We start from the raw sequence: 14894 nt of genomic DNA, 5'->3' as shown, positions 1-14894 counted from the left end.
CGATACCTCCTATTTAAATGTTGTTGTCATTTCATTACATTGTGTTCTTGCGTGTGTTACTTAATAATTTTTCATAGGCAATTTCAAATTTTTGAACGTCCCCTGCTCCCATAAAAATCATTACTGCATGATGGTAATCTAATAGAGGAGACATGTTTTCAACAGTGATAACATCGCCACCTTTGTTGATTTTGCTACCTAAGTCTTCTATTTTAACACTGCCTGCATTTTCTCTAGCAGAGCCAAAGATATCACATAGGTACACAGCGTCTGCTAGATCTAATGATTCAGCAAACTCATCTAAAAGGGCAACAGTTCTTGTGAAAGTATGAGGTTGAAAAACAGCTACAATCTCTTTATCAGGGTATTTTTGGCGAGCAGCATCAATGGTCGCTTTAATCTCAGCTGGATGATGTGCGTAGTCATCTACAATGGTCATGTCGCTGACGTGTTTTTCACTAAATCGACGTTTCACCCCACTGAATGATAGCATTTCTTGACTAACTTCTGCCATATCTAAGCCCTCAAGATAAGTAATAGCTACAACGCTCAAGGCATTCATTACATTATGCATGCCGTAAGCTGGTACTGAGAAATTACCGATGGTTTCTCCATTGTGTCGTACATCAAAGTTAGAGCCCGTAGTCGTTCTTTCAATGTTAACGGCTTGGAAATCATCGTTATCATTTTTACCATAGTAATAAACAGGAACATCTACTTTTAACTGGCGTAAATAAGGATCGTCACCAAAAGCAACCACGCCTTTTTTCACACCGCTAGAGAATGTTTGGAAAGCATCAAACACATCATCAATGCTCTTATAATAATCCGGATGATCAAAATCCACGTTTGTAATAATCGCATAATCTGGTTCGTAAGCTAAGAAATGGCGTCTGTATTCACAAGCTTCAAAAGAAAAGAACGTAGCATCTGGTTCTCCGTGTCCTGTGCCATCTCCAATCAGATAACTGGTTGGTTGAATGCCACTTAGCACGTGAGATAATAATCCTGTCGTACTTGTTTTTCCGTGAGAGCCTGTCACTGCAATGCTTGTAAATTGATTAATGAATTGACCCAAGAATTTGTGATAACGAATAACTTGGCATCCCTTCTTCAATCCTTCACGTATCTCTACATGCGTGTCTGGAAAGGCGTTTCCGGCAATAATGACTAGGTCTTCTGTAATGTTCCCTTCATCGAAAGGCAATAAAGTAATGCCTGCTTTTTCTAGTTCGTGTTGGGTGAAAAAGTAAGTTTCAATATCTGATCCTTGTACATTGTATCCTTTTTGATGTAGTAATAAGGCTAAAGAACTCATTCCTGACCCTTTAATTCCTACAAAATGGTATGTTTTATTTTTATGAATGTCCATAAAAATCCTCTTTTCTATCTCTCTATTTCATCACGTTATGATTCGTACCATATTATGATACACTTTTGTCAAATAATCAACAAAAAAACTTACATCGGTACACAACCAATGTAAGTAAAATTAGTCGACATAGTAGTGGTCCATATTCGCATTCGCTTCGTCTGCCATAATACCTGACAGAGATTTATCTAACCGCTGATTTTTCTTTTTCTTGTTATTGATGGCGGGTTTGTGATGAGACGGTACGCCCTCTATACTAACAGGATTAGATTCTACCCCGTTTAAAGACGTGGGATTGTCTGATTCTAGTACCAGTAAGTTTTCACTTGCCGCTCGTCTCAGTTCATCCACAATAAGCTCCCTAGCATGCTTCGGACGATTGTCTTCATCTATTAGAGAAGCTGGAATGTGTTTTGGTTTAAATATGGTTTGATTTTTTTCTCCTGGTAAATTATACGACGACTCAAATGTATTCTTGATATGCTTGCTGTGCTTCGCTTTACCGTAGTGATCTGCTTCGTAAAATTTATTAGAAAAAGCAGCTTGTGGGGACTGATAACTAGCATCAGTCTCTACGCTAGGCGCAACATAAACGTCACCTTTATCCGGCCCTTTTTTCGGTCGATCACTTTCAATTGTCACCGTTTTAGAAACAAATTGCGATTGTCGTTTGGGTGATGCCACGACATCATTTTGAGACAATAATTTGTCTGACCCAAAATAATCTGGTTCTTCAATCATGTCAACTGGATCGATTTCGATTTTATTTTCGTAAGCTTCACGTTCGTCTTCGTATATAAAACCATCATCTAAGAAACCTTTTAAGAAGTCACGCTTATTTTTTCTATTTAATTTTACACCGATTTTGTCATCATAGACAGGGAATCGAAAGTGTTCTCTTTTATCCTCTGAAAGATTTGCCATCATGTATCATTCCTTTTAGTTTCTAGGTTTAGTTTATCACACCTAGTGAAATAAAAAAACCTTGAAGCATAAAAAGAAGCACGGTTTCCCGTGCTTTCTCTTTTTATTTCATGATATAGTTTTCCATAACTGGCGCATTTTTAATTGTGTCTGCTACTGGACAGGTATTGTTAATAAAGATAACAAATTTTTCGATTTCTTCGTCAGTATTATCTGCATCAATATAGAACTTAGAAACGATTTTTGAAAAACCGATTTTTGCGTTTGGGTTTTTACCCATAAAGCCGTCAGTATCAAGTTCTCCTTCTAATTCTACCTTGATGCTGTTTAAGTTAATATTATGAAATTTAGCAAAGCTTTTAGCTACAATAACTTTACAAGCTCCAAGCGAACCTAATAATGCCTCAACTGGGTTCATACCACTGTCTGTTCCACCTAGATTTTTAGGTTCATCTAAAATAAACTCAAAACCGCGGGCTTTACATGATACTTGTAACCCTTTTGTATTCTCTGCTACTGCTTGAAATTTTTCAACTGCCATTGTAATCCCTCCAACATTTTATAAGTTAATTTTAGCACAAAGTAAGCGTTTTTCAACCGTTTGTGAAATTTGTATCAAAATAGGCATCTTTATTGTATACCCCTCCCCCTATAAAAGCTAGTAGGATAAAGGTATGCTTTTTTATTAATTTTAGGTATAATGAAAACAAGGAGAAGGTGATAACATGTTAAAAAGAATTAAAAACGCTCTAATTCTAACTCTTATTTACTTTATTATTGCTAATATCGGTAACCTTGTCTTTGTCAAAACCGGCTCGATTGATTGGACGTCTACTTTATGGGAAGCTCTATTCTTTTTCCTATTTATCTTCTTATTACAACAATTCAGAACCGGCCGTGATGATGATGATCAAAAATAACAAATTTAAAAAGACCCTCTTGATATAATTAAATGTATCACATGGTCTTTTTTATTTGGGTATTTTTATACTAATAACTCCTATTTTATTAATTAATGAACGAAAATCGGTACTTTCATAAGTCTATCAGTGCATTTTACTTGCCTTTTCAACTCTTAAGATAGATAATTATCTTGTACCAAAGATAACGTAAACTATTAAGGAGGAAACGTATTATGACAGATAATGGAAAAACAGACCAACTTAAAGGGAAAGCTAAAGAAGTCTATGGCGATGTTACAGGTAACGAAGAAAAAAAAGCAGAAGGTCATGTTGATCAAGCTGTAGGTAAAGGAAAAGAATTCGCTCATGATGTGAAAGAGACTGCCGAAGGGTTAATGAACGAAGGCAAGAAAAAAACAGACGAATTTGTAGAAAAAACAAAAGAAAAATTCCATAAAAAATAATATATTTAGTTCCTGACACTTTTGGGTGTGAGGAACTTTTTTATTAGAATAAAAAAAGCACTCAGATTCTAAAATCTGGGTGCTTTTTCTGCAATGTAGTACCAAATGTACCACCACGTATTGTTTTAGGCATACATGTTTTGGTTACCACGGAACCTAAAAACATACTTTAAACGTTGTATTATAGACGTTTGTTTAATTCTTCTGCTAATTCTTCAAATCCTGGTTTACCAAGTAAAGCAAACATGTTTTTCTTGTAAGCTTCTACTCCTGGTTGGTCAAACGGGTTAACTCCGTTTAAATAACCTGAAATACCTACTGCGATTTCAAAGAAATACATTAAATAACCTAATGTGTAAGCATCTGTTTCAGGAATGGTAATAATAAAGTTTGGAACGTCACCATCTGTATGAGCTAATAATGTTCCTTCAAAGGCCTTAGTATTAACAAAGTCAATGTCTTGACCTTGAATATACCCTAAGCCATCTAAATCTTGTTCCATTTCAGGAATGGCTAATGAATGACGCGCTTTATCTACTTTGATAACTGTTTCAAAAATATTACGGCGTCCTTCTTGAATGTATTGACCTAATGAATGTAAGTCAGTTGAGAAATTGGCACTTGATGGGTAAATTCCTTTTTGGTCTTTTCCTTCAGACTCGCCAAATAATTGTTTCCACCATTCAGAGAAGTATTGTAAACTTGGTTCGTAATTGATTAATAACTCCGTTACTTTCCCTTTGCGGTATAACGCATTACGTAACGCTGCATATTGATACGCTTCGTTGGTTGCTAGATCATCATTGCTATAAGCAGTGCGTGCATCTGCAGCCCCCTTCATTAAAGCGTCGATGTCTGCTCCTGTAACAGCAATTGGTAATAGACCTACAGCTGTTAATACTGAGAAACGTCCCCCAACATCATCAGGAATAACAAACGTTTCCCAATTTTCAGCCATAGCTTCTGTTTTCACTGCGCCACGAGCTTTGTCTGTTGTAGCATAAATACGTTTATTGGCTTCTTCTTTGCCATATTTTTTAATTAATAATTCTTTAAAGACTCTAAATGCGATAGCTGGTTCTGTTGTTGTTCCTGATTTAGAAATCACGTTAACAGAGAAATCACGATCACCAATGATGTGGATTAAGTCAGCTAAATAGGAAGAGCTGATGCTATTTCCAGCGAAGAAGACTTGTGGTGCTTTTCTTTCGCCATTATCTAATAAGTTATAGAATGAATGATTTAGAAAATCAATCGCAGCTTTTGCTCCTAAGTACGAGCCTCCAATACCAATTACTACTAAAACCTCTGAATCTGATTGGATCTTGTTTGCTGCTTTTTTAATTCTAGCAAATTCTTCTTGATCATAGTTGACTGGTAAGTCAATCCATCCTAAGTAGTCACTACCTGGTCCACTACCTTCTCTAAGTTGTTGGTGAGCAGCACTTACTTCAGCTTGCATGTACCCTAATTCGTGTTCTCCTAAGTATGAACCGATTTTTGAGTAATCAAATTTAATGTGAGCCATAATCATCCTCCTATGTTTTGTCAATCACCTGTTACTACCTTTTCATTTTACCATTTTTTCATTACAAACGCACAAAATTTTCTGAAAAATAATTCACGTTGTTTAATTAGGTTTAAACCAACCCTTGAATGAACATTGCTTCAGCAATTCGTTTGAAGCCTGCAATGTTCGCTCCAGCAACTAAATCGTCGGCTTCGCTGTATTCTAAGGCTGTATCACGGCAGTTTTCATAGATATCTTTCATAATCATATCCAAGCGAGTATCCACCTCTTCAAATGTCCAAGGCACTCGTTGAGAATTTTGAGCCATTTCTAAAGCAGATACCGCAACACCTCCTGCATTAGCTGCTTTACCAGGGCAATATAGAACGTTATTTTTTTCAAACACCTCAACACCTGGAATCATCGTTGGCATGTTAGCCCCTTCTGCCACAACTTTGACCCCTTGCTCTACCATTTTTAATGCTAATTCAGCGTCGATTTCATTTTGAGTCGCACAAGGTAAAGCAATATCATAAGCCGTATCCGCTGACCAAATACAGTCTCCTGGATAAAAAGTAGCGTTAGGACGATGTGTCACATATTGATCCACTCGTTCTCTATCCACTTCTTTGATTTGTTTGATAAGCCCTAAATCTAAACCGTCAGGATCTATCACATAACCACTTGAATCAGAACAGCCTAAAACCAAAGCTCCTAATTCTTGGGCTTTTTCAATCGCGTAAATCGATACATTTCCGCTACCTGAGACCAAGACTCTCTTACCTTCGAAAGAGTCTGATTTGTCTGACAATAAATGGCGTACAAAATACACTAACCCATATCCCGTCGCTTCTGTTCGGCCTAAAGAACCCCAAAACTCTAGAGGTTTGCCTGTTAATACACCTGATTGGTAGCCTCTTAAACGTTTGTATTGACCAAATAAATAACCAATCTCACGTTTCCCTACACCGATATCCCCTGCTGGCACATCTGTATCAGGTCCAATATGTTTTTGTAATTCTGTCATAAAACTTTGGCAAAAGCGCATAATCTCATTGTCTGATTTTCCTTTTGGATCAAAGTCACTGCCACCTTTTCCAGCGCCAATAGGTAATCCAGTCAAACTGTTTTTAAAAATTTGCTCAAAGGCTAAGAATTTCATGATACTTTGGTTAACCGTTGGGTGAAATCTTAATCCGCCTTTGTAAGGCCCTAAAGCAGAATTATACTGTACTCGGTATCCTCTATTCACCATCCATTCACCTGAATCCGTTACCCAAGGCACTCTGAATTCAATCAGTCTTTCTGGATTTAGTACCATTTCAAGAATATTTTTTTCCACGTACATTGGATGTTTCTCTAAAAACGGGGTAATAGATACTAAAAACTCATCCACCGCTTGTAAAAATTCAGGTTGGTAGTGATAATCCCCGTGAAATTTTTCAGATAATTGTTCCATATAATTTGTTACTTCCTTCATCTGCATCAACACCTTCTATCTTCAATATAAAAATATTTTACTCTTTCCCGTCTAAAATTACAATTCTGTGATAAACTAAATTTCTAGAAAGGGGTCAAATTTAAATGAATTATGATGTAATTGTTGTCGGTGGTGGTACGAGTGGTATGATGGCCGCCATTTCTGCAGCTGAAAACAACGCCAAAGTGGCCATTATTGAAAAAAATAGAATGTTAGGTAAAAAATTAAGACTAACAGGTGGTGGTCGTTGTAATGTGACCAATACAAAATCGCCGGATGAAATTATTTCTTTTATTCCTGGCAACGGGAAATTTTTATATAGTGCCTTTTCTCAGTTTAATAACTACGATATTATGACTTTTTTCGAATCTAATAATATTCCTTTAAAAGAAGAAGATCACGGACGATTATTCCCTGTTGCAAACACCTCAAAAGCAATCGTTGATGGTCTAGCTGGAAAGTTAAAAGAACTGGGGGTTGATATTATTACTAAAACAACCGTCAAAAAGCTTATCATTACTAATGGTCAAATAACTGGTGTGGAAACAGACACTAAAGAAGAAATTATGGCTCACTGTGTGATTTTAACAACGGGTGGCAAAACCTATCAATACACGGGTTCCACTGGTGATGGTTATCGTTTAGCAAAAAAAGCTGGTCATACCATTACAGAATTATTCCCAACAGAATCACCGATTAAATCCAATGCTGATTTTATCAAAAGTAAAACATTACAAGGGTTATCTCTGCGTAACGTCACCCTTGCTGTACTTAATGACAAAGGAAAAGAAATCGTCAGCCATCAAATGGACATGATTTTCACCCATTTTGGTGTGTCTGGGCCTGCCGCGTTGCGTTGTAGTATGTTTGTTAATAAAGAGTTAAGCAAGAGTTATGGGGACGTTACAATGACTCTGGACGCTGTTCCTGACACCACTCATGAAGAATTATTGAAACAATTAACTACTTTGCAACAAGATAACGGACAAAAATCGGTAAAAAATGCGTTGAAAAACGTCTTGCCCGAAAGATACTTAGAGTTTTTATTAGAAAAATCAGAGATACCAACGCAACTTCCTTTCAAACAAATGACCGAAGCAGAGATGGTATTACTCATTGCTAATATGAAGGAATTATCTTTCACAGTCTATGAAACATATCCTCTAGATAAATCTTTTGTTACCGGTGGTGGTATTTCTCTGAAGGAAATCAATCCTAAAACCATGGAAAGTAAACTCGTAGAAGGCCTTTTCTTTGGTGGTGAGTTGCTTGATATTAATGGCTATACAGGTGGTTTCAATATCACTGCTGCCTTTGTAACAGGTCGTGTGGCAGGTATGCATGCAGCGAAAGTAGCAAGTTATTTTCATTATTAACCTACATGACTATCAAAAAAGAGTAAGAAACACATCTAGTATGCGTTTCTTACTCTTTTTAAGTTATTTTTCAGCGGTCAAATCAGCAAAGTCAGCTTGAATTACTTGTGCTAATTCTTTCGGATTGATGGCTAATTGTAACCCTCTTCTTCCTCCAGAACAATGAAACAAAGTCATATCTGCTGCTTCTTCAGCTAAGTAAGTAGGAAATTTCTTCTTCATTCCAATAGGAGAACAGCCCCCATGAACATACCCTGTTAAGGGCTCTAATTCTTTCATTGGTAACATGTCTATTTTCTTGTTACCACTGACTTTTGCTAATTTTTTTAAGTCTAATTCTTTGTTTCCAGGAATAACAGCTACAATAGGCCCTGTTTTATTCCCAACTGTTACCAATGTTTTGAAAATAGAACCAGGATCTAGCCCTAATTCACTGGCTGTCTCAACAGCCCCTAAATGATGCTCATCCCAATGATACTCACTCACATCAAAAGGTATCTTTTTTTGCGCTAAAAAGCGAATAGCGTTTGTTTTATCACTCTTTTTTTTACTCATAATCTTGATCACCGGCTTTATTTTCCGATGATATCCATCCCCTTCTTCACCTGATGAATTGGTAATTGGCCTAAATCTGACTGATATCGGTTATTAGAAGCATAGGTTATCACCGAGCCAAACCATTCGCCTGTCATTCTAGTTAATTTACCTACTTCGCCCATACCAATCATAATAAAAGGTAGTTCTGGCTTGGCTTCCTGCAAGGTATTGGACACATCTAAAATTGATAACACATCCGACATATTCTGTGGTTGAACGGCTAACTTCAAGATATCTGCTCCCACATTGTCCATGTCTCCAAGAATAGACGTCATTTCTGGTATGCTAGGTGTTTCTTGATAGTTATGATTAGATACTAGTACCTTGACGTTTTTAGCTTTAGCAAAGCTAATCACATTTTTTTCCATTAATGGTAATCGGTTCAATTCAATGTCAATAATGTCAATCAGCCCTGTCAATATCATGTACTCATACAGTTCAAAGTAGTAAGACTCAGCAATCGGTTGATTTCCACCTTCTGACTGGGTTCTAAAAGTAAAAATTAAGGGTTTATCTTCAATAGCATACCTGATGAAGTATACTGCTTTTCGCATAAAAGATAAATCTCCAACATACATAAAATAATCTGCACGCCACTCTATCATGTCACAATCTAACTTGCTCAAACGCAAAGCTTCAGCAAAGAGTTCTTCAAAATTTGTTGCTACTAATGATACACAGACCTTTGGTTTACCCGCACCTAAGGTCACATTTCTAACTTTCAAATTTGCCATTCAGTCTCGACCCCATCCTAAATTCACTTCATTTTATGTTTAATCTATTTTATACAATAGAACCTTTAAGTAATTGCCTTCTTTGAATTGTGGAGAAACCACAAAATCTTTTGGTAATCTAAAATGGTCTACTGCTTTAAAACGTTTGTTTTTTTTCTTAATCCCAGCTTCTACCATTTCCACAAATTTATCATAAGATAGATTGGCTGCGTTGGTCGAAGCAATCAGGTAACCTTCAGGGTTTAGTATGTCACAGGCATCAGACACAAGCTGCTCATAATCTTTAACCACTGAAAATGTTTTTTTCTTATTTCTTGCAAAGCTTGGTGGATCTAAAACAATCACATCATAGCTTTTTTCTTTACGCTTAGCATACCTAAAATAATCAAAAACATCCATGACAATGATGTCTTGAGACTCTGTGTCAAAGCCATTGACGTTAAATTGTTCTTCTGTTTTTTCACGACTTCGTTTAGCTAAATCAACACTGGTTGTATGAGAAGCGCCTCCCATCAAAGCAGCTGATGAAAAGGCACCTGTATAACTAAACATATTCAGCAATGATTTACCTGCAGCAAGCCCCTCTGTTAATCTCCCACGAACCTCTTTTTGATCTAAAAAGATGCCTGTCATAAGACCTTCGTTCATATAAGTGGCATAAGTAACCCCATTTTCTACTACAAGTAAAGGTTCTGGTGCTTCTTGTCCCGAGATAAAAGCGGACTCATAATTATACTCTTCAGATTTAAACCTGATTTTCTCGTAAACCCCTTTTGTTTCAGGCAATAACTGAAGTATCGCTTTAACAATGCGAGATTTTTGTTTAATTATACCACGATTATACCAAGAGATGACTAAAAAACCATCGTACCAATCAAGCGTCATACCGCCTAAACCATCTCCTTCGCCATTAACCAAACGAAAAGCAGTTGTTAAGTCATCTTTAAAAAAAGAATCCCGACGCTCAATAGCATAACGTAATTGCTTCATTAGCCAAGAGTCTGTGATTGGTTCAGCTTGATTGAAACTAAGCATCCATCCGATGCCTTTATTTTGCTCGCTCGCATAACCGTAAGATAAAAAGGTGTGGTCTTCATTAACAAACATCACCAATTGATCGTCATGTTCTGTTGTCATAGGCTCTACTAAGTCTTTTCGTTGAACCAGTGGATACCCTTTTGTGAATTTATTGCTTTGATTTTTTTTAATTATTATTTTTTTCATTTCTTTATCGTTCCTCTTTTTCATTCTCTATCCTCTACTATATCAGTTTTTTTATTTGATAGCGACGAATTTATTTTAATAGAAAAGACTCAGATACTATTTTAATGTTTGACATGTTTATCAGTTAAAGGTAAAATTATTTGAAGTGTGTTCATTTACAAATTTGAACAGGGTTGTTTTTCAGAAAGGAAGTAACACTTTGAAACATAATTATAAAACCAATTGGATACATACAAGACTTGGCTTTTTCGGTCTATTAACTGTTCTTGTATGGGTCAAAAGTATTTTTGCCTACTTTGCTGATTTTAACTTAGGTATTGAAAATATTTTCCAATATTTCATTCTTTTTATTAATCCTTTAGCCTCGACACTCTTTTTACTGTCAGCGGGATTGTATGTTAAGAATTCTAAGCGATCATATTCAGCAATGATCATAATAGCAGCATTAACTACCTTGCTACTATTTTCAAACATCATATATTACAGAGAATTTACCGATTTTATTACCGTAAATACCATGTTAGGAGCAGGTAAAGTTTCTTCAGGTTTAGGCGAAAGTGCATTGCGCATGTTTAGACCTTATGACTTTTTATACTGGATTGACTTGATTGTCCTTATCGGCCTTCTTCTATTCAAAAAAATCAAAATAGATGAGCGTCCGGTTCGAGCGAGAACATCTTTAGCAATCACCTGTTTGTCTGTGTTTCTCTTTTCAGTCAACTTGACTTTAGCAGAAACAGACCGCCCAGAATTGTTAAAACGAACATTCTCACGTGATCACATCGTTAAATACTTAGGCATGAACGTGTTTACAGTCTATGATGGCGTTCAAACATATAATGCTAATCAACGACGCGCTCAAGCCAGTGAAAACGATCTAGTGGACGTTCAACATTATGTCAAAGATAACTATGCTAAACCTAAAGACGATATGTTTGGTATCGCTAAAGGACGCAACGTTATATATATCCATTTAGAAAGTTTCCAACAATTCTTAATTGACTATAACTTAGAAGATGAAAATGGCGTAGAGCATGAAGTGACACCCTTTTTAAACCAACTATATCATTCAAACGAAACCTTCAGCTTTGAAAACGGCTTCCATCAAGTTGGGTCAGGAAAAACGAGTGATGCCGAAACCATGTTAGAAAATTCTTTCTTTGGGTTAGGTCAAGGACCTTTATTTACACAGTTGGGAGACAAAAACACCTTCCAAGCAGCCCCAGCGATTTTGGAGCAAGAAGCCGGTTATTCATCTGCTGTCTTCCATGGTAATGGCGGCGCATTTTGGAACCGAAATGAAACATACAAACGTCTAGGCTATCAGCATTTCTTTGATGCTAGTTATTATGACGTCAATGAAAACAATTCATTCCAGTATGGTTTGCATGATAAACCATTCTTTGATCAATCAGTACAATACTTAGAACATATGCAACAACCTTTTTATTCAAAATTTATTGCTGTAACGAACCACTACCCTTATTCACAATTTAAAGACGATGATGCTGGGTTCCCGATTTCTAACACACCTGACCCAACTATTAATGGTTACTTCGCAACAGCTAACTATCTAGATACAGCTGTGGAAGAATTCTTTAACTATTTAAAAGAATCAGGCTTATACGATAACTCTATTATTGTGTTATATGGTGATCACTATGGTATTTCAAACTCTAGAAATAAATACTTAGCTGATTTATTAGGAAAATCAAAAGATGATTGGAATGACTTTGATGACGCTCAGTTACAAAGAGTCCCAATGATGTTCCACATTCCTGGCCAAACAAAAGGTCAAGTATCAAATGTATATGGTGGTCAAGTAGATATGTTACCTACCTTATTACATCTTTTAGGTATTGATAATCAAAACTACATTCAACTGGGACAAGATTTATTCTCAGAAGATAAGAATCAAGTCGTTGCCTTTAGAAATGGAACATTTGTCACACCTAAGTATACAGTAATTGGGCACACTATTTATTCAAACGAAACAGGAGAAATCATTGATGATCCTTCTGAAGAGACATTACAAGAAGTTGACGTAGCCCGTGAACGTGCCTCATCTCAACTTAACATGTCAGATGCTTTAACCAATGGTGACTTACTAAGATTCTACACTGAAAGTGGCTTGAAACCTGTGAATCCAGCAGATTACGACTACAAAGGTGGCTTAGAACAGTTGCTTGAGATTGAAGCTCAAAAAGGAGCCAAATCAACGAGTGTCTTCTCTCAACATAATAATCAATCAACCATGCCAATGTATGAAACTAAATCATACAAAGAATATCATGGTTCAGATGATGAGAACACAGAGTCAACCAGCGAATCTAGCACAACTGAAAAATAAACAAAAAAGAACAAGGCTATTGTGCCTTGTTCTTTTTTTATTTTAGTAGCCCTTCCCTTTCTTTTGCTTTAGTATTACAAGAGTGTTACAATTATTACAAACAAGGAGTGATTTAAGATGAAACGATTAGTCATGTATAACACATTGCTTTTAGTCGCTTGTACAAGCTTATTAACCTATACAACCCCAGCTTTTGCTGAATCAACTAACGAAACAGAACAAAGTACGGTATTAGAAAATAGTAGTGTGAACAGCAGTGATACCACCTCGGATAGTGATAAACCAATCGATCATGAGAGTATTATTGATTTTGTCGAGTCCGCTGTTGACGCTAATACAAAAGAGGCTATTCCTTTAGACACCCCTCCTGTCTCTTCACAAATTAGAGAGGAGCTTATGAAAGAAGACTATCATTTATCAAAAGAAACACTAGATGCCTACACAGATACACAACTAGAAAATGCTATGACCCTTTTTACACGTTATAACTATGATATTACTGGGATGGATTATGGTGCTTATGCGCGACTTCTAACCACTCTCTATGTTGACAATACTGTGAATGTAGAAGATGCCTTAACCGCTCTTTATTACAACCCAAATGACATTCCAAGTTACAGTGAACTACTTAAAGATGTTACAGCATTAAACCAATATCTAAGCGTCCTTTATCCAAGCAATAGTTCTTTTTTAGCGATTAGGAAGATGACTGATGATGAACTAACACAGGTCTTAACTCGGTTATCTATCACAGAACAAGAACAACTCACCCAAGGTTACGGAAAAATGGCTCCCCTCCTTTATGTAACGGATGAAGACTTTCATAAAGATGAGACTAGTACAAACAGCTCTACTGCCACCGATGATTCTACAGAAATAATCACATCAGAACCAGGAGAGACAACAGAACAAACTGTATCAAAAGAAAAGAAAGACACCCTACCAAAAACGGGAGAAAAAGGCCATCCTTTCTTATACCTAGGAATTGGAATTGCTATAATAGGTACAGTTGTCTATACCTATTTAAAGAAAAATAAGCGAGTATAATACAAATATCTAACAAAACAAGACTTTATCACGCAAAGTCTTGTTTTTGTTTTTATTTGTTCATATTTTTTTCACATCTTATCGTTATAATCAATCTTAGTTGGAGGGAAAATATATGGATTTAATGAAACAATCATTTAACGCAGTGACCTATCATAAAAAATCATTTACTCTTTTTTTCGCCCTCTTTTCAGGATTGCTATTGCTGCTGACTTTATTGTCACAGCTAATTGCAACACAACGTACAACCATGATTTTTTTCGATGGTAAAGTAACGTATTTTAAAAAAGTGTCTTCTCATTTTAATGCAAGAATTGGTGAAGAATTGATACATACTAATACATCAGTCATGCATCTCTATCAAACTTTGTATGTAGGATGTTTATTTTTATCTCTGTTACTTTTTATTTTTGTTGGTTTTATCTTCGCTAAATCTAGACAGGAAGAAATCCAAGCATTATATTTCATGGGAATCAAACGAGTGAAAATATTGAATCAATTAATTATTGAGCTGATTTTTCCTATCACGGCAAGTGTCTTGAGTGTTAGTATCTTACTTCTTCTTTTTCAAGGGCCTTTTGTCTCAAAAGCAACCACTTTAAATCAAACCACTGTGAAATATAGTTTGTCTCAGCAAAACATTGTTGTGAATCCTTCTTTATTAGCAAACAATGGAACAAATAAAATAAGTAACAGCACCGCGTTGTCTTCAGATAATATACAGACAACCAACAAAGGTCTACTACCCTTTAATGAGGCCTCTTTATTTGAGAGTCAAATAAATATTAACAGCTCAACACATATGATTAAACAAATTATAGCCAACACTGCTTTTCTTACGTTTGTTGCAGTTCTTGGCTCATCTGTATCATTTGGTGTCCATACCAAATTCTTATTTAGTCGGAGGGATTAAT

Annotated in this window: 14 protein-coding genes; 6 read left to right on the top strand and 8 right to left on the bottom strand. The window is 36.1% G+C overall.

Features of this window, described 5'->3' with window-relative positions:
- Nucleotides 1-34: 34 nt before the first annotated feature.
- From murC to ACVWM0_RS05265, 3 genes are all read right to left on the bottom strand, one after another.
- On the bottom strand, nt 35-1372 hold the full coding sequence (gene murC, locus ACVWM0_RS05275) for a UDP-N-acetylmuramate--L-alanine ligase (RefSeq protein WP_476473575.1): 1338 nt from the start codon (nt 1370-1372) through the stop codon (nt 35-37).
- A 120-nt stretch (nt 1373-1492) separates the two neighbouring features.
- Nucleotides 1493-2299, bottom strand: coding sequence for a hypothetical protein (locus tag ACVWM0_RS05270; protein ID WP_476473574.1), 807 nt, complete (start codon nt 2297-2299; stop codon nt 1493-1495).
- Nucleotides 2300-2399: 100 nt separating this feature from the next.
- Nucleotides 2400-2837, bottom strand: a complete 438-nt coding sequence (locus tag ACVWM0_RS05265; RefSeq protein ID WP_476473573.1) for an OsmC family protein — start codon at nt 2835-2837, stop codon at nt 2400-2402.
- Nucleotides 2838-3021: 184 nt separating this feature from the next.
- On the opposite strand from ACVWM0_RS05265, the gene ACVWM0_RS05260 reads away from it, so the two are divergent.
- Together ACVWM0_RS05260 and ACVWM0_RS05255 are read left to right on the top strand one after the other, a co-directional pair.
- Nucleotides 3022-3216, top strand: coding sequence for a hypothetical protein (locus ACVWM0_RS05260; protein WP_476473572.1), 195 nt, complete (start codon nt 3022-3024; stop codon nt 3214-3216).
- 215 nt (nt 3217-3431) lie between these two features.
- Nucleotides 3432-3662: a CsbD family protein gene (locus ACVWM0_RS05255; protein ID WP_476473571.1), complete on the top strand. Its 231-nt coding sequence runs from the start codon at nt 3432-3434 to the stop codon at nt 3660-3662.
- A 181-nt stretch (nt 3663-3843) separates the two neighbouring features.
- On the opposite strand, the gene ACVWM0_RS05250 is transcribed toward ACVWM0_RS05255, so the two are convergent.
- Both ACVWM0_RS05250 and gdhA read right to left on the bottom strand, forming a co-directional pair.
- Nucleotides 3844-5190 carry a glucose-6-phosphate isomerase gene (locus ACVWM0_RS05250; protein ID WP_476473570.1) on the bottom strand — a complete coding sequence of 449 codons (1347 nt, stop codon included), beginning with the start codon at nt 5188-5190 and terminating at the stop codon, nt 3844-3846.
- A gap of 112 nt (nt 5191-5302) precedes the next feature.
- The gene (gene gdhA / locus ACVWM0_RS05245; RefSeq protein ID WP_476473569.1) at nt 5303-6652 is read right to left on the bottom strand and encodes an NADP-specific glutamate dehydrogenase; all 1350 of its coding nucleotides are present in this window, start codon (nt 6650-6652) and stop codon (nt 5303-5305) included.
- Between the two features lie 104 nt (nt 6653-6756).
- Between gdhA and ACVWM0_RS05240 the strand changes: the two genes are divergently transcribed.
- Nucleotides 6757-8028, top strand: coding sequence for a BaiN/RdsA family NAD(P)/FAD-dependent oxidoreductase (locus tag ACVWM0_RS05240; RefSeq protein WP_476473568.1), 1272 nt, complete (start codon nt 6757-6759; stop codon nt 8026-8028).
- A 63-nt stretch (nt 8029-8091) separates the two neighbouring features.
- On the opposite strand, the gene ybaK is transcribed toward ACVWM0_RS05240, so the two are convergent.
- From ybaK to ACVWM0_RS05225, 3 genes are read right to left on the bottom strand one after another with little or no spacing between them, the layout of a single operon-like run.
- Nucleotides 8092-8583, bottom strand: a complete 492-nt coding sequence (gene ybaK, locus ACVWM0_RS05235) for a Cys-tRNA(Pro) deacylase (RefSeq protein WP_476473567.1) — start codon at nt 8581-8583, stop codon at nt 8092-8094.
- Between the two features lie 17 nt (nt 8584-8600).
- Nucleotides 8601-9359, bottom strand: a complete 759-nt coding sequence (gene aroD, locus ACVWM0_RS05230) for a type I 3-dehydroquinate dehydratase (RefSeq protein WP_476473566.1) — start codon at nt 9357-9359, stop codon at nt 8601-8603.
- Nucleotides 9360-9398: 39 nt separating this feature from the next.
- On the bottom strand, nt 9399-10583 hold the full coding sequence (locus tag ACVWM0_RS05225) for a class I SAM-dependent rRNA methyltransferase (RefSeq protein WP_476473668.1): 1185 nt from the start codon (nt 10581-10583) through the stop codon (nt 9399-9401).
- A gap of 199 nt (nt 10584-10782) precedes the next feature.
- Between ACVWM0_RS05225 and ACVWM0_RS05220 the strand changes: the two genes are divergently transcribed.
- The 3 genes from ACVWM0_RS05220 (at nt 10783) to ACVWM0_RS05210 (ending at nt 14893) form a co-directional block, all read left to right on the top strand.
- Complete coding sequence (locus ACVWM0_RS05220) at nt 10783-12933, top strand: LTA synthase family protein (RefSeq protein ID WP_476473565.1); 2151 nt, start codon at nt 10783-10785, stop codon at nt 12931-12933.
- Nucleotides 12934-13050: 117 nt separating this feature from the next.
- Entirely contained in the window at nt 13051-13980 is a 930-nt protein-coding gene (locus ACVWM0_RS05215; RefSeq protein ID WP_476473564.1) for an LPXTG cell wall anchor domain-containing protein, read from the top strand.
- Nucleotides 13981-14095: 115 nt separating this feature from the next.
- Entirely contained in the window at nt 14096-14893 is a 798-nt protein-coding gene (locus ACVWM0_RS05210) for a hypothetical protein (protein ID WP_476473563.1), read from the top strand.
- Nucleotide 14894: the final 1 nt, after the last annotated feature.

This window comes from Vagococcus sp. 211, from assembly GCF_056322705.1.
This window is presented reverse-complemented; position numbering and strand designations above follow the sequence as displayed.

What these genes read in the sequence shown, in the direction of transcription:
- ACVWM0_RS05265 (WP_476473573.1), bottom strand. Translation starts at nt 2,837, where the DNA reads ATGGCAGTTGAAAAATTTCAAGCAGTAGCAGAGAATACAAAAGGGTTA.
- aroD (WP_476473566.1), bottom strand. Translation starts at nt 9,359, where the DNA reads ATGGCAAATTTGAAAGTTAGAAATGTGACCTTAGGTGCGGGTAAACCA.
- ACVWM0_RS05250 (WP_476473570.1), bottom strand. Translation starts at nt 5,190, where the DNA reads ATGGCTCACATTAAATTTGATTACTCAAAAATCGGTTCATACTTAGGA.
- ACVWM0_RS05215 (WP_476473564.1), top strand. Translation starts at nt 13,051, where the DNA reads ATGAAACGATTAGTCATGTATAACACATTGCTTTTAGTCGCTTGTACA.
- ACVWM0_RS05225 (WP_476473668.1), bottom strand. Translation starts at nt 10,583, where the DNA reads ATGAAAAAAATAATAATTAAAAAAAATCAAAGCAATAAATTCACAAAA.
- gdhA (WP_476473569.1), bottom strand. Translation starts at nt 6,652, where the DNA reads ATGAAGGAAGTAACAAATTATATGGAACAATTATCTGAAAAATTTCAC.
- ybaK (WP_476473567.1), bottom strand. Translation starts at nt 8,583, where the DNA reads ATGAGTAAAAAAAAGAGTGATAAAACAAACGCTATTCGCTTTTTAGCG.
- ACVWM0_RS05270 (WP_476473574.1), bottom strand. Translation starts at nt 2,299, where the DNA reads ATGATGGCAAATCTTTCAGAGGATAAAAGAGAACACTTTCGATTCCCT.
- murC (WP_476473575.1), bottom strand. Translation starts at nt 1,372, where the DNA reads ATGGACATTCATAAAAATAAAACATACCATTTTGTAGGAATTAAAGGG.
- ACVWM0_RS05260 (WP_476473572.1), top strand. Translation starts at nt 3,022, where the DNA reads ATGTTAAAAAGAATTAAAAACGCTCTAATTCTAACTCTTATTTACTTT.
- ACVWM0_RS05255 (WP_476473571.1), top strand. Translation starts at nt 3,432, where the DNA reads ATGACAGATAATGGAAAAACAGACCAACTTAAAGGGAAAGCTAAAGAA.
- ACVWM0_RS05240 (WP_476473568.1), top strand. Translation starts at nt 6,757, where the DNA reads ATGAATTATGATGTAATTGTTGTCGGTGGTGGTACGAGTGGTATGATG.
- ACVWM0_RS05210 (WP_476473563.1), top strand. Translation starts at nt 14,096, where the DNA reads ATGGATTTAATGAAACAATCATTTAACGCAGTGACCTATCATAAAAAA.